The 22,229-nt window shown below is 57.4% G+C and carries 25 protein-coding genes and 1 tRNA gene; 13 read left to right on the top strand and 13 right to left on the bottom strand.

Annotated features, from left to right (window positions below; all coding sequences use genetic code 11):
• Positions 1-14 precede the first annotated feature (14 nt).
• Positions 15-215, top strand: coding sequence for a hypothetical protein (locus tag CVU60_08390; GenBank protein PKN42226.1), 201 nt, complete (start codon positions 15-17; stop codon positions 213-215).
• Positions 216-398: 183 nt separating this feature from the next.
• The gene (locus CVU60_08385) at positions 399-506 is read left to right on the top strand and encodes a hypothetical protein (protein PKN42225.1); all 108 of its coding nucleotides are present in this window, start codon (positions 399-401) and stop codon (positions 504-506) included.
• A gap of 252 nt (positions 507-758) precedes the next feature.
• Here the strand turns inward: CVU60_08385 and CVU60_08380 are convergent, their stop codons facing one another.
• The 3 genes from CVU60_08380 to CVU60_08370 all read right to left on the bottom strand — a co-directional run bounded on the left by CVU60_08380 (position 759) and on the right by CVU60_08370 (position 4,132).
• Positions 759-2,417 (bottom strand): hypothetical protein, encoded by a 1,659-nt coding sequence (locus tag CVU60_08380; GenBank protein ID PKN42224.1) that lies wholly within the window; start codon positions 2,415-2,417, stop codon positions 759-761.
• 493 nt (positions 2,418-2,910) lie between these two features.
• Positions 2,911-2,986, bottom strand: a tRNA-Ala gene (locus CVU60_08375).
• A gap of 57 nt (positions 2,987-3,043) precedes the next feature.
• Positions 3,044-4,132 carry a hypothetical protein gene (locus tag CVU60_08370; GenBank protein PKN42223.1) on the bottom strand — a complete coding sequence of 363 codons (1,089 nt, stop codon included), beginning with the start codon at positions 4,130-4,132 and terminating at the stop codon, positions 3,044-3,046.
• A 683-nt stretch (positions 4,133-4,815) separates the two neighbouring features.
• Between CVU60_08370 and CVU60_08365 the strand changes: the two genes are divergently transcribed.
• The 6 genes from CVU60_08365 (at position 4,816) to CVU60_08340 (ending at position 10,633) form a co-directional block, all read left to right on the top strand.
• Positions 4,816-5,067, top strand: coding sequence for a DUF4212 domain-containing protein (locus CVU60_08365; GenBank protein PKN42222.1), 252 nt, complete (start codon positions 4,816-4,818; stop codon positions 5,065-5,067).
• A 22-nt stretch (positions 5,068-5,089) separates the two neighbouring features.
• Positions 5,090-6,865: a cation acetate symporter gene (locus CVU60_08360; protein PKN42221.1), complete on the top strand. Its 1,776-nt coding sequence runs from the start codon at positions 5,090-5,092 to the stop codon at positions 6,863-6,865.
• 51 nt (positions 6,866-6,916) lie between these two features.
• The gene (locus tag CVU60_08355) at positions 6,917-8,830 is read left to right on the top strand and encodes a histidine kinase (protein ID PKN42220.1); all 1,914 of its coding nucleotides are present in this window, start codon (positions 6,917-6,919) and stop codon (positions 8,828-8,830) included.
• 2 nt (positions 8,831-8,832) lie between these two features.
• Entirely contained in the window at positions 8,833-9,567 is a 735-nt protein-coding gene (locus CVU60_08350; protein PKN42219.1) for a 3'-5' exonuclease, read from the top strand.
• A gap of 100 nt (positions 9,568-9,667) precedes the next feature.
• On the top strand, positions 9,668-10,384 hold the full coding sequence (locus CVU60_08345) for a hypothetical protein (GenBank protein PKN42218.1): 717 nt from the start codon (positions 9,668-9,670) through the stop codon (positions 10,382-10,384).
• Between the two features lie 51 nt (positions 10,385-10,435).
• Positions 10,436-10,633 carry a hypothetical protein gene (locus CVU60_08340; GenBank protein PKN42217.1) on the top strand — a complete coding sequence of 66 codons (198 nt, stop codon included), beginning with the start codon at positions 10,436-10,438 and terminating at the stop codon, positions 10,631-10,633.
• Between the two features lie 66 nt (positions 10,634-10,699).
• Here CVU60_08340 and CVU60_08335 read toward each other — a convergent pair whose 3' ends face one another.
• Entirely contained in the window at positions 10,700-11,497 is a 798-nt protein-coding gene (locus CVU60_08335) for a hypothetical protein (protein PKN42216.1), read from the bottom strand.
• A gap of 198 nt (positions 11,498-11,695) precedes the next feature.
• Here CVU60_08335 and CVU60_08330 point away from each other — a divergent pair, with 198 nt between their 5' ends.
• Positions 11,696-12,973 carry a 4Fe-4S ferredoxin gene (locus tag CVU60_08330; GenBank protein PKN42215.1) on the top strand — a complete coding sequence of 426 codons (1,278 nt, stop codon included), beginning with the start codon at positions 11,696-11,698 and terminating at the stop codon, positions 12,971-12,973.
• 197 nt (positions 12,974-13,170) lie between these two features.
• Here CVU60_08330 and CVU60_08325 read toward each other — a convergent pair whose 3' ends face one another.
• The 9 genes from CVU60_08325 to CVU60_08285 all read right to left on the bottom strand — a co-directional run bounded on the left by CVU60_08325 (position 13,171) and on the right by CVU60_08285 (position 18,453).
• Complete coding sequence (locus CVU60_08325; protein PKN42214.1) at positions 13,171-13,422, bottom strand: hypothetical protein; 252 nt, start codon at positions 13,420-13,422, stop codon at positions 13,171-13,173.
• Between the two features lie 31 nt (positions 13,423-13,453).
• Entirely contained in the window at positions 13,454-14,404 is a 951-nt protein-coding gene (locus tag CVU60_08320) for a hypothetical protein (GenBank protein PKN42213.1), read from the bottom strand.
• A 101-nt stretch (positions 14,405-14,505) separates the two neighbouring features.
• The gene (locus CVU60_08315; protein PKN42212.1) at positions 14,506-15,561 is read right to left on the bottom strand and encodes a glucokinase; all 1,056 of its coding nucleotides are present in this window, start codon (positions 15,559-15,561) and stop codon (positions 14,506-14,508) included.
• Positions 15,562-15,593: 32 nt separating this feature from the next.
• Positions 15,594-16,004, bottom strand: coding sequence for a hypothetical protein (locus tag CVU60_08310; GenBank protein PKN42211.1), 411 nt, complete (start codon positions 16,002-16,004; stop codon positions 15,594-15,596).
• A 9-nt stretch (positions 16,005-16,013) separates the two neighbouring features.
• Positions 16,014-16,475: a hypothetical protein gene (locus CVU60_08305; GenBank protein ID PKN42210.1), complete on the bottom strand. Its 462-nt coding sequence runs from the start codon at positions 16,473-16,475 to the stop codon at positions 16,014-16,016.
• A gap of 39 nt (positions 16,476-16,514) precedes the next feature.
• The gene (locus CVU60_08300) at positions 16,515-16,925 is read right to left on the bottom strand and encodes a hypothetical protein (protein PKN42209.1); all 411 of its coding nucleotides are present in this window, start codon (positions 16,923-16,925) and stop codon (positions 16,515-16,517) included.
• Between the two features lie 174 nt (positions 16,926-17,099).
• Positions 17,100-17,675, bottom strand: a complete 576-nt coding sequence (locus tag CVU60_08295) for an inosine/xanthosine triphosphatase (GenBank protein PKN42208.1) — start codon at positions 17,673-17,675, stop codon at positions 17,100-17,102.
• On the bottom strand, positions 17,654-17,998 hold the full coding sequence (locus CVU60_08290) for a cytoplasmic protein (GenBank protein ID PKN42207.1): 345 nt from the start codon (positions 17,996-17,998) through the stop codon (positions 17,654-17,656). Before CVU60_08290 ends, CVU60_08295 begins: the two co-directional genes overlap by 22 nt.
• A gap of 11 nt (positions 17,999-18,009) precedes the next feature.
• Positions 18,010-18,453 (bottom strand): hypothetical protein, encoded by a 444-nt coding sequence (locus tag CVU60_08285; GenBank protein PKN42206.1) that lies wholly within the window; start codon positions 18,451-18,453, stop codon positions 18,010-18,012.
• Between the two features lie 139 nt (positions 18,454-18,592).
• On the opposite strand from CVU60_08285, the gene CVU60_08280 reads away from it, so the two are divergent.
• The 4 genes from CVU60_08280 (at position 18,593) to CVU60_08265 (ending at position 22,222) form a co-directional block, all read left to right on the top strand.
• A complete protein-coding gene (locus CVU60_08280; GenBank protein ID PKN42205.1) occupies positions 18,593-19,114 on the top strand; it encodes an NAD(P)H-dependent dehydrogenase/reductase in 522 nt (173 codons plus the stop codon).
• Complete coding sequence (locus CVU60_08275) at positions 19,111-19,677, top strand: NUDIX hydrolase (GenBank protein PKN42204.1); 567 nt, start codon at positions 19,111-19,113, stop codon at positions 19,675-19,677. The genes CVU60_08280 and CVU60_08275 overlap by 4 nt, the downstream gene beginning before the upstream one ends.
• A gap of 34 nt (positions 19,678-19,711) precedes the next feature.
• A complete protein-coding gene (locus CVU60_08270; protein PKN42203.1) occupies positions 19,712-21,382 on the top strand; it encodes a glutamine--tRNA ligase in 1,671 nt (556 codons plus the stop codon).
• Between the two features lie 84 nt (positions 21,383-21,466).
• Positions 21,467-22,222 carry an arginyltransferase gene (locus CVU60_08265; GenBank protein PKN42202.1) on the top strand — a complete coding sequence of 252 codons (756 nt, stop codon included), beginning with the start codon at positions 21,467-21,469 and terminating at the stop codon, positions 22,220-22,222.
• The last annotated feature ends 7 nt before the right edge of the window (positions 22,223-22,229 follow it).

The following is a 22,229-nucleotide window of genomic DNA, read 5'->3' as shown; positions in this document are numbered from 1 at the left end:
GGAAGGCCGGCCGGTTGGTCACGCGCGGACCAGTTCCAGGCCGTCCGGGCATCGGCGCGACCGCCCATGAGAGACGGTGCTTCCCGGAGGCCATTGCATCGGCCTTCCCGCATGCTGATGTCCAACTCTGCCTGGTGCATATGGTGCGTCACTGCATCAAGTTCTCAAACGGGAAGCAGCGCAAGGAAGTCGCCGCCGATCTGAAAGCCATTTAGACATCGACGACGGTTGAAGCTGGAGAGCAACGGCTCGCGGAGTTTGAAGAGAAGCGGAACCAGACGCTGGCACCCATCGGGCAGTCCTGGCGCAGGAACTGGGAGCGGATCATCGCGTTTTTCAGCTATCCACCTAAAATCAGGAAAGTTATCTATATTTTCAAAGCTATTGGATCGATCAATATGAGCCTGCGCACGATCACCAAGAACAGGGAATCAATCCCGAGTGACGAATCTCTTGCCAAGCTCTTCTATCTGACTGGAATAGCCCCCCTTGGAAAGCTGCGCTGACAAAATTCAGCATTCAGATCGAAAACAGGATGATCAACCTCTAACACTGCCGTCTACACGAAATTCAGGACACCCGCCTATTGGATGCCATACTTCAACAACTAGACAAGCTTATCTATATTAGGTCATTACAAAAAACAGAATGTTACTTTTATGCTATATCTAGTTGAACAATGTCAGACCGCCCAATAAGCAGCCAAAAAAAACTGCTGAAACCCCATCTCAAGCCATCGTATACACAAATATTCTTACTCAAACTGAAGTCATCGTCGAGATGACGCAGTTACGCCCTCTATTCTTTCCAATATAAAGCATTGTGTCTGCCTCATTTATGATCTCATCTATGGATTTTTTTGGATCAAACACGGCGACGCCAAGAGTCATTGTTAATCTAAGTGTAAAATTATTAAAAGAAACTTCTTGATGTTCAATTACACTTCGCACCTTTTCAGCAAGAGAAACGCCGTCTGCAAAATTACAGGATGTGCCTAGGATAAGAAACTCTTCACCACCCCACCTAGAAACACTGTCTTCATTTCTAATATTTTTAGACATTATTTTCGATAGTTGTTTAAGAACGATGTCGCCGCATTCGTGTCCATGAGTGTCATTGATAATTTTAAATTGATCAATATCCCCAAGTATGATTGCAAAGCTAGAATTATTTCTTGAACATCTTGAGTATTCATCCGTAATGCGTTCATACATTGCTCGTCTGTTCCATAAACCTGTCAAGTAGTCGAGATATGCTACATCTTTAAGTTTTCCGAAAGCCTTCTCGACCTTATCCTTCTCTAGTCGTAAAGACTTTTCTTTTTCTTCAATTGTTTCAACATACGAACTGATCAATCCGTTAATATGTCTTTCAAATGCAACAAGGAAAATAAATGAAATTACAAGTATGCCAAAAACAACAAATCCAAGAATTTGAATCTGATTTTTATACGTATTATCCATAGATTTTTGTTCTTTTATTACTAGATTATCTACATCGTCAATATATACGCCAGTTGCAATAACCCAATTATAAGGCTTGTATAGTTTCGCGTATGTTAATTTGTGCGAAATTTGTTCTGTATTCATTTTTTTAAAGTAATAATCAAAATATAAATCGCCGTTGAGTTTCACTCCATCGAGCTCCGTCTTGTATGGAAAATTTCCATTAATATCTTGCATTTTTGTTGAAAGTTTAAGCCCTTCTGTCTGCGGAAGATTTGGATGGACAAGACGAATTGCATAATCGTCTCCGCCGTCATAATTGATTATTTCATTGATCCAGATATAGCCATCGTCTCCAAACCGAACTGCTCGAATAAGATCTTTGATACGATTCTTGACATTTATTTCAAAATTGTCCCTAGAGACAAAGACATATATACTGAAGCCTTCATTCGAAATAGCAGTGGCGATAGCAGGATACAGCTCTCTGTTATTTGCATTTAAAGATACTGTTCTTGCAAATATTTCCGCAACATTATCCTCTGACGAACGAACTACATGTGAATTCTTTGTATCATAAACTATGAAACTTATGATATTATTTAAATTTTTTCTGGCTGAATCCTGAATATGTTCATTTTGAACAGTCAGCAGTGACTCATCGCGGAACGGTTCCTTCCACGAATGCGATGAGGATAAGAAATTAGAAACTTCGGCACAAATCTCGTTATATTCTCTGGACGAATCTGTCCTTATAAATTCAATTTCTAAAATTGTTCTGTTTATTACGTCGTGCAAATGACGTTTTTTCTCCGAGATAATACTTTGAGAAAGTTGTTCAATCTTTGACTGGTACTCTTTTTTTAAATTCAAAAAATAGGGCACGCTCATTGACGCTGCAATGAATATCATCGCAACTATACCAGTGAGATAGTAATAAAAACGAATTTTTTGGCGAGCTATTAGTTTCATTTTTTCTTGCAGTTTGCCACAGCCAACTGTCCGTGACGGTGCATCCCAATTTGTCTAAATATCCAAACCGTCCCTTGCCTAACAGTCCGAATCATTTCTGCCCGTATTGAACATTGCCCACACCACGCACCTTTTGCAAGTGCTCAATTCGGAAAGCCTATGACCTGCCGGCACTTTGCAGACCAGTCGAAACTTGAGAAAATGTGTATCGGGTCGCAAGGGTAACTGTAACGTTTCGGTGATACCCAACAACAGAAGAAACCTAGGAAGGCTTGAAAGCGGGACCGGCGTTGAAGAATTCCAAAACAGTCTATTGATAACCGCCATCTGCACGGTGACCATTAGCGGACAATAATGACAGGGAAGTCCGGTACTTGAGCAGTCTTCAGCAAGCGCCGGACACTTGGACGACATCAAACAGAAAAGCCGTCATCTCTGACGGCTTTTCTGTTTGCGGCATTCAAGAAAACTGATGTTTTCTTTTGCGTATAAGTGGTGGAGCTACGCGGGATCGAACCGCGGACCTCTTGAATGCCATTCAAGCGCTCTCCCAGCTGAGCTACAGCCCCACAACGCGAAAACGGTTACTGCCCAAACCTTTTTGAAAAAGCAAGCATTTTTTCCAACTATTCGAGTTCGTCCAGCATTTCAAAAATTTGCACGTCGGATTCCACTCCCAGAAGCACGGGCATGGCCTCAGTCACCCGCGTCCTGCCTGGGTTCCGCATCTCCAATCGGACGGATCCGAAGCCAAGCCATCCGGGGACGGCTGGCATGTATGCGGGAATGCTCTGCGAAAGCGCCGCGCTATCGCCCAGGATCACGTCAAACCCCTCGTCATCGCCAAGCAGCGGGGCCACATTCTGGCTTCCGAACTGCGTCAGAAGCACAATGCAGTCCGCCTTGCTCCGAAGAGCCGGCAAAAGAGTGCGCAGGGCAGCAGACGGTGCAATGAAGCGCGCCCCGGTTATGACAGCTCCCGGAACCGGAGGAAGAAGGCTCATGACGGCAACCCTGCGCTGATTTCGTTCTAAAATCACGTAAGGCCTGATCCACGGCGCAATACCTTTTCTGAACTCAAGATTGGAACAGACAAGGGGAAATTTCGCCATGCCGGCAAGCTCCCGCAACGCCACTTCGCCTATGGCCATATCCTCGGGTCCGAGTCCCATGGCATCGTAGTTCATTCGATTCATGGCTCGGACCAGGATCTGGTTTGTCACCCTGGACCCGGCGGGTCCGGAGGCAAAAGCGTCTCCCGCGTCAAGCAGGAGGACTCCTGGATCCTTTTCCCTGAAATACGCAATCGTGGCCGGACGCCGGGCAAGACCGCCTACGTCTCCGGCCAGGCCGGGCTTTGAAAACACATCGCCCCGGGTATCGCCGCTGAAAAGAATCGTGATCCCGGGCACGGGAGACGCAGCAGGCACGGGCCGCAACGGAGGGGCATGTTCCACGGGGGTGCGCAGCGCCTTGTCGAAACGCTCCTCGAACTGTGCGTAGACAGCGCTCTTGGCCCCATGCGTGCGGTAAGCGATGGAAAGACCGGCCAGGAGACGGGCCACTTCACCCGTGGCCGGATCCTGTTCCTGTTCGCGGACGCGCTGCAACCAGTCGGCGTACGGGGAATTGTACGTGAAGCCGTAGCGCCGGAAAATGTCATCTTCCCTGAAAACCAGAAACTGTTCGTGCAGGGCATTTAGATCCTCGAACACGGGAAGAACGCTTGCCCGCGCCGCAACAGGTGCCTGGGCCTGGCCACGTTGGCCAGCGCAAGCGGACAAGGACAAAAGGCACAGCAACCAAACGATACTCTTCATGTTTTTCCCGGCAATTGTATTCGGCGGATGCGACCGCAAATGAACGTCGACAGCAAAACGTTTTGCCGCTCACGGTCTAGCTCATGCCCCACGCAAAATAAAGGGGTGCCAATCCGGTTCGAAAGCCTGAAGCAGACCGCCGCGCAAAAAAATCGCGTGCCCGAAATCGTCAGTCCTTTTCCCGTGCAAGGCATTCTTCACAGCTGTTCATTTCCTCCCACCTTCACGAGGCAATGCGCGATTCCGACCGCTGACCCCGCTCCTTGCGCAGTTCACGGCCAAATTGAATCCGTTCCCCGTCGTAGAACGCTCCGAGCGCACCCGCACAATGTACGTACATAGCCTGAACATTCGCTTATTACAACTATTTATCATCAACAATCGAACGGTAGGCGCAACGCGGTCAACGGCAATAAATTCCCACTCACCAGAGCAATTTGATTCGTTTCACCAATAACCTGTTTATCCCTCCATTCACCGGAAACAGGATGCAAGGCTTTGCAAACCGTGTCAGAAAACATCCAAGCTCAATCGGGTGAAGCCTCATTTCATCAACGCTTTTTCACAGGGGGGACAACATGGAAATGTCAATGCAGAGTTACTGGAAAAGAAACAAAACGTACATGCTCATCCTTTTAGCTATCTGGGCAACGGTATCTTACGGATTCGGTATTTTTTTCGTCGAACAGCTCAACACCATTTCACTGGGCGGATTTCCTCTAGGTTTCTGGTTTGCGCAGCAAGGCTCCATCTATGTTTTCGTACTCATTATTCTTGCCTATTTCCTGCTCATGGACCGGCTGGATAAGAAATACGACGTGCACGAATAGCAACTGATCAACCGGAGGAAATATGTCACTGCAAATCTGGACTTATCTCATAGTGGGCGCAACCTTCGCCCTCTACATAGGCATCGCCTGGACTTCCCGCGTCAAGGACACCAAGGGCTTTTACGTCGCCGGAGGCGGAGTTCCGCCCCTGGCCAACGGCATGGCCACGGCCGCAGACTGGATGAGCGCGGCCTCTTTCATTTCCATGGCCGGCATGATCTCATTCATGGGCTACGCGGGTTGTATGTATCTGATGGGCTGGACCGGCGGCTACGTTCTCCTGGCCCTGCTCCTGGCCCCGTATCTGCGAAAGTTCGGCAAGTTCACGGTCCCGGATTTTGTCGGTGATCGTTATTATTCCTCGGCGGCCAGGCTCGTGGCCCTGATCTGCGCCATCTTCGTCTCCCTGACATACGTGGCCGGGCAGATGCGTGGCGTCGGCATCGTTTTCAGCCGCTTTCTGGAAGTCGACGTAAACACCGGCGTCATGATCGGCATGGTCCTGGTTTTCCTGTACGCTGCCATCGGCGGCATGAAAGGAATCACCTGGACCCAAGTCGCCCAGTATTGCGTCCTCATCACGGCTTTCCTCATCCCGGCCATCGCCATTTCACTCAAGCTGACCGGCAATCCCATTCCGCAGGTGGGATTCGGAAGCACCATCCTCGGGGGAGCGGATTCGGGCAAGTACCTGCTCGAAACCCTGAACCAGATTGGCAGGGATCTGGGCTTCGCCGAGTACACCAGTGCCTTTGGCGTGGGCACCAAACCCATGATCGATGTCTTCGCCATCACCATGTGCCTCATGGTCGGCACGGCCGGCCTGCCCCACGTCATCATCCGATTCTACACCGTGCCCAGCGTGCGGGCCGCGCGCCTCTCAGCCTTCTACGCCATCCTTTTCATCGCCATCCTGTATACCACGGCTCCGGCCCTGGGTGCGTTCTCCCGCTATACCCTGACCAATGCCCTGAGCGAGACACCCTACTCCTCCGTACCTGCCTGGTTCGGCAACTGGGAGAAGACCGGACTTCTGGCATGGGTGGACAAGAACAACGACGGCATCATAACCTACCGCGCCGGGGCAGCCTTCGCTGGCAAACCAGCATACAGCGGAGAAACCGGTGCACACGGCCAGCGACTGGTCACGAACACGCCTCTCGACAACGCCAACGAACTTTACATAGACAATGACATCATGGTCCTGGCCACCCCCGAAATCTCGCAGCTTCCGCCCTGGGTCATCGCCCTGGTCGCGGCCGGCGGCCTGGCCGCGGCACTGTCCACGGCGGCCGGGCTCCTGCTGGTCATCGCCTCGTCCATCTCCCACGACCTCTACTACCGCATCCTCGACCGTGGCGCCTCGGAAAAGATGCGACTGCTGGTGGGCCGGGTCATGATCGGCGTTGGCGTCATCATCGCGGGATACTTCGGCATCAATCCTCCGGGCTTTGTCGCCCAAGTGGTGGCGCTGGCCTTCGGACTGGCATCGTCGTCCTTCTTCCCCATCATCGTGCTCGGCATCTTCTGGAAGCGCGCGTCCAAGGAAGGAGCAATCTGCGGCATGATCAGCGGCATCGGCTTCACCATGCTCTACATCGTGCAGACCAAGTTTTTGGGCGTGTCTCCCTGGTTTTTCGGCATCAGCCCTGAAGGCATCGGAACCGTGGGCATGGTCATCAACTTCGCGGTCACATTCGGAGTCTCCATGATCACCAAGGCTCCGCCGGCCGCCGTACAGGAGATGGTTGAAAGCGTACGCATCCCTCGCGGAGCGGGCGCGGCCATCGACCACTAAACCTGAAAAATTGGGGCCGGGAAACCGGCCCCGCAACCCAAGGACAAAGCCATGAACGCGGGAATTCAGCCTGCGGGGTACGACAGCATCATCACCTTTCTTGAGAGCACTCTGCCCTTTTCAGAACTGGAACGGCAGAGTCTTGTGCGTCTGGCCCGCAGCTGTCTGGTCGACTTCTTTCCGGCCGGAACACGCTTGCTGCGCCGGGGAATCACAGAGGTCGACGGCCTCTATCTGGTGCAGAAAGGAGCCATCCGCCTTTTTCTGGAAGACGAGGGGATTCTCATGGACATCCGCACCGAAGGGGCATCCCTTGGCGCGCTGTCGCTTTTCAACGGCGAAAAATCAGCCATGGATGCCGAAACGGTCGAAGACACCTTCATCATCAAAATTCCCCGCGACCGCTTTTTCGAAGCCGTGCATCTCAACCCGTCCATCCCCCGATTCTACCTCAAATCCTTCGCTGACACGTTCCTCTCCAAGGCCTTCGAGGAAATGCGTTGCAAGACCCAGCCGGCTCACGAGGACCACAGCCTGCATCTCTTCAGCAACCCCGTGGGAGATCTCGTCTCCCGGGAACCGGTCAGCGTACCCTTTGGACTGAGCATCCAGGCGGCAGCCAAGGAGATGATCCGCCACAACACGGGCTCACTCCTGTTCCGCGAACCCTCGGGAGAGATCTGCGGCATCATCACGGACACGGACCTGCGCAAGGCCATGGCCCTCGGCCTTGACCTGCAGGCCCCGGCCGAAACCATCATGACCACGCCGGTGGAGTGCATCGATGCGGGAGCGGTATGTTTCGACGCCCTTCTGACCATGATGTCCAAGAACATTCACCACCTCGTGGTCAAGTCCAGCAACAGGCTGCAGGGCGTCATCAGTTCCCACGACATCATGCTCCTGCAGGGCCGCTCGCCCATGTCCGTGTTCCGGGAGATCGCCTCCCGCACCACCATTCCCGGACTCTATCCGCTGCACGACAGCATCACCCCGGTCATCCGCACCCTGGTCCAGCAGGGTGCCAAGGCAGGCAACATCACGCGCATGATCGCCATCCTGAACGACCAGATCATGTCCAAACTCCTTGATCTCATGCTGCGGGAACTGGGCCCCCCTCCGGTCAAGTTCTGCCTGCTCCTCATGGGCAGCGAGGGCCGCCGGGAACAGACCTTCGCCACGGACCAGGACAACGCGCTTGTTACTGAAAACTGCGGAGTGGATTTTCTGGAACGCGCGGCCGAGACGTATTTTTCGGCCTTCACGGAACGCATGGTCGGGCATCTCATAAACTGCGGCTTTCCGCGCTGCCCCGGAGACATGATGGCCTCGAACCCACAGTGGCGTGGCTCCCTCGACGCCTGGAAAAACCGGGTCAACAACTGGACCACCACGCCGGAGCCCGAGCGCGTCCTGGCCAGCTCCGTTTTTTTCGACTTCAGGGGCGTATACGGTCACAAGGATCTGGCCGAAAACCTGCGCCTGCACGTCACCAACGCCTGCGTCGGCAAGGACCTTTTTCTGCGCTATCTGGCTGCGGAGTGTCTGAATTCCAAACCGCCGCTGACATTCTTCAAGAATTTCATGGTCGAAAAGGACGGAGCCCACAAGAACACCCTGGACATAAAAACCAGAGGCCTGCTGCCCTTCATGGATTTTGCGCGGGTCATGGCCCTTTATCACGGAATCCGGGAAACGAGCACTCTTGGAAGACTTGAACAGCTGCATCAGGAGGGGCATCTGTCGCGCGACCTGTTCCACGAAGCGCGGGAGGCTTTCGAATTCCTGCTGCATTCCCGACTCATGCATCAGCTCGAACAGATGGAGCAGGGCGTGGCCCCGGACAACCGGCTGGATCCTGGAACCCTTTCGGCCCTGGAAAAAAGAACCCTGCGCGAAGCCTTCAATGTGATCACCCCCCTGCACGGGGTGTTGCGCGAAGTCTTCCGGCTGAACATGGTGTGAACATGAACCCTGTCACGCCCAAAAGACTGCTCGCCCTGCTGGGGTTTGTTCAAGGGGCCTCAAGCCTGCCGGCGTTGGATGAAAACAACCGCCTGTGCCGGCAGCTGGACCAGACCCGCCCCTTGGAAGACTATGTCTACACGGTGCTGGACACGGAACTGACCGGCCTCTCCGCCCGCAAGGAGGAGATCGTCTCCATCGGAGCCGTGCGGGTCCGGGGACTGGCCATCCTGCCGGGAGAAAGTTTCAGCGCGCTGGTACGCCCCAGCATCCCGCTGCCCAAGACCAGCACCCTCATCCACCGCATCACCCCCGAGGCCATCTCCGAGGCCCCGCCTCTGGCCGATGTTCTCCCCGGGCTGATCGAATTCTGCAAGGGCACCCTCATCGTCGGCCACCACGTGGGCCTGGACATGAGCTTCTTGAACCGGGCCTGCAAAAAAAATCATGGCCGACCACTGGCCAACCCCTGCCTGGACACCATGCGCATGGCCATGCTGTGGCGTGAGAAGCGCACGCCCTCGCATTACGAGCAGTACAACCTGAACATATCCTATGTGCTGACCGACCTGGCCAGGGAGTTCGACCTGCCCCGCTTCACGGCCCACGAGGCCCTGGGCGACGCCCTTCAGACCGCCTATCTCTTCATCTATCTGGCCAAGAAAATCGCAGGCAACAGGCCTCTCACCCTGCGTGAACTGTTCCGTGCCGGGCAGAGCTGGCGCTGGTACATGTGACTTCCCGCATCCCCCCCTCTCCTCCGCGTCCTTGTCCTAATAAGTATTCCTGCGTATTGTGACATATGGAAAACAACGAAAAAAAGAAGACAACTCACTCATGGCCGGCATGATTCGCATAGCGCTGCTACTCCTTTTCACCATGACCTCCGCTGCCCATGCGCTGACGCTGGCTGTCGAGGATGCCAGGGAGCCCTATGCCAATCCGGACGGAACCGGCATGTCCAACGATATCGTCCGGGCGGCCTTCAAATCAGTAGGCATCGAGGTGACCTTCGAGGTTGTTCCTTACGCCCGCCTGCTGCAGGAAGTTAAAACCGGAAAATATATCGGCGGATTCAACGTAGCCAGGGAGCCATCGCGCGAGGACGCGTTTCTCTGGGGCAAGGAAATGCTCTTCCTGGCCAGGGCACATTATTACCATTGCCGCCCAGGCTTGCTTGAAGCGTCAAGCGCGGAAGAACTCCATAACGGCGAGAAGGTGGGAGTTATACGTGGGTACGAATACGGAGAGTTTTTCCACCAGAATGACAGGATCTCCAAGGTCTGGGGAAAACGACATGACCAAATCATACGGATGCTGCAAGCCGGGCGCGTGGACACGGTCATTCTCTTCGAAAAGACCGCCAATTTGTTTCTCCATGAAATGAAACTGCAAAACGAAGTCTTTGCCGCCTTCCCCAGTGAGCCCAGCAGGGTTTACGTGGCTTTTTCCAAACAACATCCAAAGGCAAGGCATTATCAGGAAAAACTCGACGAAGGACTCGCACGCATCAAGGCAAACGGAGAGTATGAGGCGATTCTGGAAAAGTACTGATCACCCCCGGCGCGGCCATTTACGCGCGGCCTATCCCCAAAGGCACTGCCGTTGCCGCCCCTCCACGACCGCCATGTCCGCCACCAGCCAGAACAGTTCCGCCCCTTGAGTGAATACGGATTTTCCGGGAGCATGCCGGAAGAATCCCCGCCGCTGAAGGCCAGGGGAGCGCAGTCAAAAGCGTCTCCGAATCTTTTTTCGGGTCTGAAGCTGGACGCAAAAAAACCCGGAGCCGATCCACTTTCGTGAAAATCTGTTCCGGGCCGATGCAGGCCCCGGATTTGCGATCGGGGGGCCTGCCTGTTCGGGGATCGGCTAAAAAAGCGATATCAGCATTTTGGTGCCCACCAAAAAGAGAATCAGCGCGAACACTCTCTTCAATTTGTCCACAGGCAGGCTGTGGGCCAGACGCACGCCCAAAGGAGCGGTGATGACGCTCATGACCGCAATGGAGACCAAGGCTACCAGGGAGACGTAGCCCAGGGAATAGGGCGGCAAGGAGTCCACGCCCCAGCCGTTCAGGATGTAGCCCACTGTTCCAGCCACGGCGATGGGAAACCCGATGGCGGCGGAAGTGCCTATGGCCTTGTGGATGGGAATATTGTGCCAGACCATGAACGGCACGGAGAGTGTGCCTCCGCCAATGCCGACCAGGCTCGAAACCACCCCGATGACATTGCCCGCCCCGAACATCCCGGCCGCTCCCGGCATAACGCGCGACGGCTTGGGTTTCTTGCCGGAAAGCATCTGGTAACAGACGTAGTAAAGAAAAATGACGAAAAATATCTTGAGCGCACCGGTGCTCATCTGCGCAGCCACCCAGGCTCCGAGGAGCGTGCCGACCAGGATGCCCGCCACGATGCGCCTGACCACGCCCCACTCCACCGCCCCCCGGCGATGATGGGCCATGAAGCTCGAAACCGAGGTGAACATGATGCTGGCCATGGAGGTGCCCAGCGCCAGATGCATGATCAGTTCCTGAGGCAGATTCTGCAACTCCATGCAAAATACCAGCATGGGCACGATGACAAGTCCGCCCCCGATGCCCAGCAATCCGGCCAAAACCCCGGCCACCGCGCCCACGGCCAGATACAAAGCGATCACTTCAAACATGAGACTCTCCTGATGGAGGCCGCGCAGGACATGCCGCGAACGACCCTATGAAAATTGGTAGGACCAATATTTGAACCAGTCTGACGCGCTTGTCAACGGCACGCGGCACAAAAGAGTGGATTCAGGCTTGCAATTCAGGGGGCGTCGGGGGAATCATCGCTCATCAACCGCGCATCAACCGCGCAAACAGGGATCATCATGGGACACATCGCCAGCAAGGACATCTTCCGCAAACTCGGACACCGCCTCGACCAGGCCCCGGTGCGCACACCGTGGACAGAGGTTTTCGGCCAATTGGTCGAAGAGCTGTATTCCCGCCCCGAGGCCGAACTGGTCGCACGCATGCCCTACCGCCCCTCCACCCTGGCGCGCATCTCGGCCATGCTGGGCGAACCCGAAGACGCCCTGCGGCCCATGATCGAGGGACTCTGCGCCAAAGGTCTGGTCATCGATATCTGGGACGGTACGCGCTACCAGTACATGGTCAGCCCCATTGTCATCGGCTTCTTCGAATTCACCATGATGCGCACCGGCCCGGATCTGCCGCGCGCACGCTGGGCGGAACTTTTTCAGGCCTACATGTTTGGGGACAAGGAGTTCCTGCACGCCAATTTCGGGGACGGACAGGCCACCTCGGTCATGCGTGCACTGCCGTACGAGGAGGCGCTGGGTGAACATGTGGAGATCCTGGACTACGAGAAGGCCTCCGCGCTCATCGAGGAACACACGGAATTTTCACTGGGACTGTGTTCCTGCCGACATGAGAAGCACCATCTCGGACACGCGCCATGTCGCACGCCCATGGATACATGCACCTCAATGGGTACCGGCGCGCAATTCCTGATCCGCAACGGCTTCGCCAAACCCATCGACAGAATGCAGATGCGCGACATCCTGGCCCGCTCGCGCGACCAGGGCCTGACCCTGTCCGCCGACAACGTGCGCCGCGACGCCGGCTTCATCTGCCACTGCTGCGGCTGCTGCTGCAATCTGCTTCAGGGAGTTCGGGAGACCGGGTATACGGGCATCCTGGTCACGGCCAGCGTGGTAGCCGTGGTGGACGAAGCCCTGTGCACCGGCTGCGGCCTGTGCGCCAAGGCCTGTCCCGTAAACGCCGTGGGCGTGGAGAAGGTTTCCGGGCAGGACGGCCACAAGCCAAAGAAGCTGGCGAGCATGAAGGAGCATTGCCTGGGCTGCGGGGTATGCGCCCTGAAATGCCCCACAGGAGCGATCACGCTCCAGACCCGCCCGCAAAAAGTGTATCATCCCGAGGACAGCTTCGAGCGGGTCATGCTCCAGGCCCTGGAGCGAAACACCTTCCAGACCTTCATCTTCGACAACCCGGAGAGCCGCACCCAGGAGTTCATGCGCGCGCTCGTGGGAGGCTTCCTGAAGCTCCCGCCCGTGAAACGGGCCCTTCTGGGCGAAAAGCTGCGTTCACGGTTCCTGTCAGCCCTGCGCCGGATGGCGGGCTAGTATTAACCGAGTGTTGGAAAACATCCGGAATTTCCGAATTTCAGCCAAGATCCCAAATTGATGTCAGGAGCGGATCGGCTCTCCGAACTCACCCAGTCCTTATCTCAAAAGGGAATGAATGCGCCCTGCACCCAACGTGGACATTCTCATGGACCCTCGGCCTGGCTTACTTCAGGGGGCCAAAAAGCCCCCTTCGACTATTCCTCCGGTTCCGAACTGTAGGTACGGATGGAGGCGATCTCTTCCCATCCATAATATGTATTGACTGACAGTCCTTCATCCTTCTCGGTCACGCGCAGAAAATCGGAACCCAGGAAAAGAACGGCCTTTTCATAGACCCGCCCTTCATTGATCTGAATCTTGAGTCCCTTTCTGAGCTTGCGCGAGAGTGTCCCGTGCAGGGGCATGGATGCGTATTCCACGACTTTTTCCAGACAGCTTACGTTCACGATTCCTCCGTAGCGGTTTAGTTCATGCGGACTACCACTTGCCCGCGCCCATGGAACACATGGGAGACAACGCAGGCAGCGGCAGAAAAAAACGGGTCGCCGTAATTCCTTCGGCCTTGACCTTGATGAGCGGGGAATCCGCGAATGTGAAACTGACCTGCCCTGGGCTGAAATCCAGAGTTATGGAGCCCGCTTCCATGCGCTCGCCGTCGCAGGGGTGTCGGCGCAGGGGCGGGGTGAGGGTCCGCCTGCGCCCGTTCTCCATCTCGACCTCAAAAGCGTGAGCCGCCGTCGTCAGGCCAAGCAAGCCTCCATTTTCGCGGAAGCGCAGCGAGTTCTTATCCCCGCAGATGCCCACCGCATCCTGGTCAAAGGCCAGAAGCACGCCCACAGGCGTCGGCACGGCTACGGGCTCTGCCGGTTCCACGGAGCGCAAAACGCCGCTGTCAAAAAATGAGACACCGATCCGTACGCAGATGCTGCCGAGCGGAGTGGGCACATCAAGCACCGTGCCCGGCCATAGGGTCAGGCCGCGCAGATTGCCCTGGGGACCAAAATAGACACTCACCGGCTTGACCTCGACGCACCCGATGGGCGTGTCGAGGATCAGGGGCGTGGCCATGGCGGCCTCGTCCTCCTGGGTCCAGTAACCGCTCAGGGTTCCGTTCAACGGAAAAACGCGCTTGACGGCTCCGGTATCATAAAAAGTGACCTGTTCGGCGGGCAGTGTGCCAAGAGGAGTCGGGACCATGACCTGCTCTTCCAGCGGAAGATTGCGGATCATGCCATTTGGATGGAAGGAAATGGCCGGCAACTGGCGCTTGCGCAGGGTGCGGGCAGTGAACTGAGGGACAAGGAAACCGACAGGGGTGGACAGGGGACAGGCCTGGGCGGCGATGCAGGACTGCACGGTGCCGCCCGGAAAAAATTCTATATCGGGAAGGGTTTCAAGAACTCCGAATGGTGTCGTGATGACGGGCATGGCAGCCTCCTGTTAGGGAGGCTGAAGCAGCTCTCGTGCCAGTTGCAACTATCTGGTTTTTATGATCGATGTGAAAAAGAAGGTAACATTTTCGTAGGCTGTTACCCCACAAAAACGTGGGCAGCGTCTTTTGCTTCGGCGTCAAGCAGACTCCGTGCATGGCTGGCCGCGCCGCGCAGGCCCGTGTCTTGGGCAGTGATCAGGCGGACGGGAATCTGGGCCAGTAGATGCCCATAGGCCGGGCAATCGCAAAATTCACGCAAAAATTCATCGTGAGCGGCCAAAAAGGGATTCTTGGCCGCAATCCCGCCGCACAGATCAAGACCGCCCCAGGCCAGCACATGAAGCACATAGGCACGGCAGGCACGGCCTAAAAAGCGCGCGAACCACTCTGAAGTCTCGCTTTCAGGGTCGATTTCCCGCGCCACCTCCGCAGCGGGCAGGTCGCGTCCCGTCAGAAACAAGTGCATGGCGCTCAGGCCCCGGCCCGAGACCACGATATCGCCGAATGCATGGGAATGGCCGGTGCGGGCCTGCAGAAAACGCAGAAAATCGAACTCGCGTTCGGTCACGAAGGCCAGCGGAGCATGCCCGCCCTCCGAAGGCAGGGCCAGAAAACCAGGGCACCTCCCGGCCAGCGGAGCCAGGGCGCAAAGACCAAGTCCCGTCCCCGGACCCACCGCTGCCACCACTGCGGGACGAGGGACTCCCTTCTGTATCAGGATGGAGGACTCGGCCGCCTTGCGGGTCCGGCAGCCAAGGGCCTGAGCCACGAAATCGTTGATGAGGACGGTCCGTTCAATCGGCAATCCGGCCGCAGGCTCGCGCAGATCGATATCCCAGGAAGCGTTGGTCAGGCTGCAGCTCACCCCGTCCCGCACGGGTCCGGCCACTGCCAGGACGACCTGGTCCGCGTCCATGGGATCAAGGCTCAAGCCCTCGTCCCGCACCCGACGCAGCAACTGCGCAAAGGAAGAGACTGAGGCGGTCAGAACGCCAAAAGACTCCAGAAGCTCCGGATCCCGACCCGGCAAATGGTCGAAAAGACCGAAACGGCTGTTGGTCCCGCCGATGTCGGCGGCCAGAATATACGCCATGCGCTTCTCCCCCAAAAAAACGTGGTCCGCGTAGCGATCGCTCCGACCATCGGGAGTCAAAGCCTCTCCGGCCCGGAAGACCAACGGACTGGCTAACTCACCGCGCCAGCTCCGGCTTCGCGGATGCGTTCGACCACATAGGCCACGAGATCCTCGTCGGCTTCGTCGACATTGAAGCAACGGGCATCCTCGCCCATGAGACCAGCGGGAACCCAGTCCCCCTGCTCCTGTTCGTCGGTGACCAGATCGTCGTAAAAACAGACCGAAAGCCAGCGCTGTTCAGGATCGTCGTCGATGACATCGATCAGCGCGAAGAGATCCCGCCCCTGCTGGGCCGGATGCGCACCGCGCAAGGAATAGGTGATTCCCGGACGGGCCTTGAAATCAAGGATCACGCCATCCACGGCCTCAAGAGTCTGTCTGAAAACCAGAAATGCGTCCTTGGCGTCGCAAGAATCCCACGTTGCAACAAACGCCTCAAGTTCTTCCGTCACGTTCTCCATTCCTTCTCCCTAATCTTGTGAATGTTCTTGAATTTCCCTCGCCTGGGAAGTGAAGGAAATGCCCTGCCCCGACTGGGCGCCAATCATGACCGACTCCACCACCGGAATATTGATCGCGTCCGGGGCCTCCCAGCGCACCAGAAAATTGGCACCCGAACCGCCCTTTACGTCCTTTTCGGCCACCACGTATCGGATGGAGGCCAGCGGCTTCATTTCCACGGGTGCGTCCAGGTAGTGCCTGACCAGATGTCCGTCGGTGTCGTAATAGTCCACAGCCGTCAATTTCAGGATGCCGCGCGGATCGGTATTGCGGATGGACAGGGTCACGGCCAGATTGAACGGCCGTTCCTTGTCTCCGATGTAGATGTGCGAATATACGGGCACATAAAGCAGTTGACCCGACGACAGGGCCGGCCCGCCGCAAAGTCCGGGCAGAGGGATCAGAAGCAGGCACAGAACGATCCAGCGCATGAGTGTCTCCTTGGCAGGGCAAAGTCGCCCAAAAAAGAGCTACGACTCGATCTCGCCCATCTTGGGGAGAAGATCCTTGGGGGCCTCGGACTCGTAGCGAAAAGTGTGGCTGAACGGCGTCATGACGTCCAGGGCCTGCTCCAGACTCGCACCCTCTTGCATCAGCTTCTCGATCTTGGCGCGTTCCTTCCACATGTCACCCAGCGGATCGTGGTCCTTGTTCTTCACTGGCTCCACGATCTTTTCCCAGTCATAGGGATCGGCCTTTTCCTTGGTCACGATCTCCCAAAATTCGCCAGGCTTGCGGGCCTTTGACGGACGCGAGGCCGTGGCCTCGTCCAGGATCTCGGAGAAGCGCGGCAGATCCTCATCCCATAGGGCGATGACGGCCTCGGGCTTTTTGAGCACCTCTCCTTCCTTGCAGCGATAGACCAGATATGAGCGGGACATATTTTCCTCGTTGGCAAATGGTTGAACTTACGATTGTTTCAAAACACTTCTTGCAGGTTGCGCAGTAAAAATGGTGGCGATGCAATAGCTGAAATTCAATAGCATCACGATGCACGTAAAAATCCGTTTTTTCAAGACAACGCTAAGCAGTCCGGGCTGCGGGGCCAATCGTGCCTACAGGCCCATGCGGACCAGGGCCATGGACACCGCAGGACGGCTGTAATCCATGCGCGTGACCCGGCCGCCGCTCAGGATTCCGATAAGGCCCTGGGAATAGCCGATACGCTCGTTCTCGGTCAGCCCGACCCGGCGCACGGCCGGGTCCAGTTCCAGGCCCTCGACCACCACCAGGCGAGTCACCTCCGGGGGCAGTTCGAAGGCGGGACCCAGCCCCAGATACATTTCGCGGCCGTCGTAAATGGCGCAGGCCGTCAAATTCATGTAGCCGGTGTTGGACCCGGGCACTTCGATGAGTCCGGATTCCAGGGCCACGGACAGAGCGCAGTCGGCAAAGGCATTTCTGGCGCGATTCTTTGCTCCGCGCAGGGTCTCTTCAAGCCCGAGGGGTTGGTCCGGCACCTCGGAGGGTGCGGGCACGGGCTCGAACCGGGCCTGGGGAAAAGGCACGCACATGACATCGCGGATGGCACCCAGCTTGACCGGATTGAGCGAACCGACCCGAATGACCAGCGGCGCATCGCCGTACCGGCAATCCCCGATGTTCCGGGTCAAAACGTGATGACCTGCCATCCGGCTTCCATATGTGAGCGCATGGACGGATGGCCGCTCATGTCGCCGATGAGGGCGATACCCGAGGCCTCGACCTCGGCGGCAACGCCGAGCTTGACGGAACAGGCCTTGCATGCGCCATCAAGCAATCCGGACTCGCGGACCTTGGCGAACAGCTTGGCCAGAGGATGATCGGGCTTGACCAAGGCCGGGGCCAGCGCAACGGAAGCCCCTTCCATGACAATGCGGACTTCGTGACCGGCGGCGTGCATGTCGAGGGCGTTCAGGAGCACATGGATAAAGCACATGGGATCGCCGTTGAATACGAACAGCACTGTTTTCATAAGCAAGCTCCTTAAAATTTGCGGATCAGGACCACGCCGGTGAAAAGCAGGATTGCGCCCAGGATTCGCCACAGGGAGATGGGCTGGGCCGGAATTCCGAGCCACCCGAAATGATCCATGACGAGCGAGATGCCCATCTGCCCGGCGATGAGCAGCGCCATGACGCTCATGGCTCCCAGACGCGGCACCGCGACGATGGTCATGGTCACGAAGAAGGCCCCCATGGGCCCGGCCAGCCAGGCCCACCACGGCAGGCTCATCATGATTTTTCCGTCGGGCCAGGGCAGGCGCAGAGCCAGGCACAGCAGGCCCAAAACCAGCGTGCCGGTCAGAAAGGAAAAAAACGAGGCCAGGTACGGACTGCTCATCAGGTGCGCGGTCACGGCGTTAACGGCCGGCTGGACCGGCATGAGACACCCGGCCAGCGCTGTCAAGACGAGAATCAGTCCATCCATTGTTCCTCCGTGAAAAGCACCAGGATTCGGCGATTGCCGCCCAATGAGGGCTTTGATACGGTATGCGTCCGCACTGATCAAGGAGTGCGGTCAAAACCGCCATGGCCGATCCTTCAGGAACGGCCGGGGAGAAAAAAACATGCTCGAAATCCTGCGCAAGCGCCGCAGCATCCGCCATTACACTCCGCAAGCCATCGAGCCCGAAGTCATGGATCAGTTGAAGGAGGCCGTGCTGCGCTCGCCGTCATCCCGGGGGCTCAACCCCTGGGAGTTCATTTTCGTCACGGACAAGTCCCTCCTTGAGACCCTGTCCACAGCCAAACCGCACGGCGCGCATTTTCTGCGCGAGGCGGCCCTGGGCGTGGCCGTGCTCGGCAACGAAGACAAGGCCGACACCTGGATCGAAGACTGCGCCATCGCCTCCATCATTCTGCAATTGGCCTGTGAGAGCCTGGGCCTTTGCAGCTGCTGGGTGCAGATCCGCCTGCGACCCCACGACCAGGAAAGGTCGGCCGAGGACCGCGTGCGCGAGATTCTGCACATTCCACCCCATTTGCGGGTTGAATCCATCATCAGCATCGGGTATCCGGCCAAATCCCTCGCGGGCCACGCCCGCGAAACCCTCAAGGATCACACGATCAGGACCAACACCTACTCATGACCATAACCGCCGGTCCCATCCGTCACGACCGCTACCGTTTCTGCCCCGCCTGCGGATCGCCCCTGGAACTGCAACGCCTGCGCCCGGGCGAGCCCGCCCGCCTCGTCTGTTCGAAATGCGCGGGCGTGGTCTATCTCGACCCCAAGGTCGTGACCTGCGTCATCCTCGAGATTGGCGACAAAATCCTGCTCCTGCGCCGCAAACGCCCGGACGACAGCCACAAATGGCTCCTGCCCGGAGGCTACGTGGATGAAGGCGAGCCCGTCGAACTGGCCGCCATCCGCGAAATCCGCGAAGAGGTGAATCTCGACATCACCCTGGACGGTCTGGTCGGCGTCTTCTCCTACGCCGGGTGGCCGCCGGTCATCATCGTCTACAGTGCCCACCTGGATACGGCAGAGCCCAGCGCGGGCGAGGAGACCGAATACCTGAGTCTCTTCGAGCGCGACCAGATACCCTGGGACGACCTGGCCTTTCCGAGCACCCGCGACGCTCTTCTGGCCCATATCAACGGACAGGCCTGCAAGCCCATGCCCCTGACCGTAAGCGTTCAACACTCTTAACCCCAAAGACGCCTCGCAGCATTCAAGGATCACCATGGACACGCCATCCGCACCCTCAAATTTTTTGCGCGCCATCATCGAAGAAGATCTCAGGACCGGCAAGAACGACGGCCGGGTCTGTACCCGCTTCCCACCCGAACCGAACGGGTTCCTGCACATCGGTCACGCCAAGTCCATCTGCCTGAACTTCGGTCTGGCGCGCGACTACGGCGGACGCTGCCATCTGCGCTTCGACGACACCAACCCAGGCAAGGAAGATCCGGTCTACGTGAACTCCATCAAGGAGGACGTGCGCTGGCTCGGCTTTGACTGGGGCGAGCACCTCTACCACGCCTCGGACTACTTCGAGCGCCTCCACGATTTCGCGGTGGAGTTGATCCGCAAAGGCAAGGCCTACGTCTGCTCGCTCTCGGCCGAAGACACGCGCCTCTATCGCGGCACCCTGACCGAGCCCGGCAGGAACAGCCCGTACCGCGACCGCTCCGTGGAGGAAAACCTGGATCTCTTCTCCCGCATGCGCGCCGGTGAATTCCCCGAAGGAGCGCACATCCTGCGGGCCAGGATCGACATGGCCTCGCCGAACATGAACATGCGCGACCCGGCCCTGTACCGCATCCTGCACCAGGAGCACCAGAATACGGGAAATGCGTGGTGCATCTACCCCATGTACGACTTCGCCCACGGCCTGTCAGACTCGCTGGAGCGCATCACCCACTCCATCTGCACCCTCGAATTCGCGGACCACAAGCCCCTCTACGACTGGCTGCTGGACCAGCTCGACGTCCCCAGCCGGCCCGTGCAGTACGAATTCAACCGCCTGAACATCAATTACACCGTGACCAGCAAGCGCAAGCTCAAGAACCTGGTCGACAACGGCGTCGTTGCAGGCTGGGACGACCCGCGCATGCCCACCATCTCAGGACTGCGCCGCCGAGGCTTTCCGCCCGCGGCCATCCGCGACTTCTGCGAACGCATCGGGGTGAGTCGCTCGGACAGCTGCGTGGACATGGGCGTGCTCGAAAACTCCGTACGCGAGGATCTTGACACGGCCGCCCCCCGGGCCATGGCCGTGCTGCGTCCGATCAAGCTGATCATCGAGAACTACCCTGAAGACAAGGAGGAGTTCTTCGAACTGGCCAACCACCCCAAAAACCCGGAGATGGGCAGCCGGAAGGTGGGCTTTTCACGCGAAATCTTCATCGAGGCCGATGATTTCATGGAAAACCCTCCCGGCAAGTTTTTTCGCATCTCTCCCGGCCGCGAGGTGCGCCTGCGCGGCGCCTATCTGGTGACGTGCCAGGATGTGCTCAAGAAATCCGACGGAACCATCAAGGCCGTGATCTGCACCTACGACCCAGGCAGCCGGGGCGGGGACGCCCCGGACGGACGCAAGGTCAAGGGTACCCTGCACTGGGTCGGCGCCCGGCACTGCGCACAGGCCGAGGTGCGCCTCTACGACCGTCTCTTCACGGTGGAATCGCCGGGCAGGGATGCCGACTTCCTGACCCAGATCAACGCGGCCTCCCTGGAAATTCTGACCGACTGCAAAGTGGAAAAATCACTGCTCCAGGCTGCGCCCGAGGCGCGCTTCCAGTTTGAACGACAGGGCTTTTTCTGCGCGGACCGCCATGATCACGGTCCGGACCGCCCGGTTTTCAACAGGACCGTCACCTTGCGTGATTCCTGGTCCAAGATGGCAAAATAGGCTGGCCATGGACAGGCCGGACGGCTTCGGCCCGGAAGGAACCGAACTGCCGTCCGGCGCTTGCAAGGAGGTTTGGGCGCAGCCATGATTCTCTATTCCCGGCCCGAATTTTCGCCGCCCGCGCCCTGTCCCTATCTGCCGGACAGGACGCTGGTCTATTCCTTCTTCTTCGCCGACAGCCTGAATGGCGCCGAACTGTCCTGGTTCCTGTCCCGGGGCTGGCGCAAGTTCGGCCATTATTTCTTTCGTCCCGCCTGCCCCGATTGCCGGGCCTGCACCCCCCTGCGCGTGCCCGTAAGGCGATTCAAGCCCAGCCGCGGACAAAAGCGCGTGCTGCGCCGCTGCAGCCGGATCAGCGTCAGCTTCGGCCCGGTTCGCTACGAAAAAGAACTTTTTGACCTGTATCATACACATTCCAGGATCCGTTTCGGACAGGAGAGCACCTTCGACGAATTCATCGCCAATCTGCATTCCGCACCCTGTCCGAATCTGCTGGCCCGCTACGAGCATGACGGACGCCTGCTCGGAGCGGGATACCTGGACCTTGGCAGCGATGGCTTGAGTTCCGTCTATTTCGTCTTCGATCCTGCTGTCTCGCACCTCAGCCCCGGCATTTTCAGCGTTCTGCGCGAGATCGAGGAGACGAAACAACGGGGGCTTGCCCACTACTACCTGGGTTATGTTGTGCCGGGATGCGAACGCATGGCCTACAAGGCCGGGTTCAATCCGCACCAGCTCTTTTGCTGGGAGGACGGACTCTGGCACGAGGACGGTGAAGATCCTAAATCGCCGAGTCCGGGCATTCTTCATCCATTTTCGGGGTGGACAGGTCCGGATTAGGGATTAA

This window comes from Deltaproteobacteria bacterium HGW-Deltaproteobacteria-18, assembly GCA_002841885.1.
GTDB lineage: Bacteria > Desulfobacterota > Desulfovibrionia > Desulfovibrionales > Desulfomicrobiaceae > Desulfomicrobium.
The sequence above is the reverse complement of the archived record's forward strand: the minus strand, read 5'-3'. Positions and strand labels throughout refer to the sequence as shown.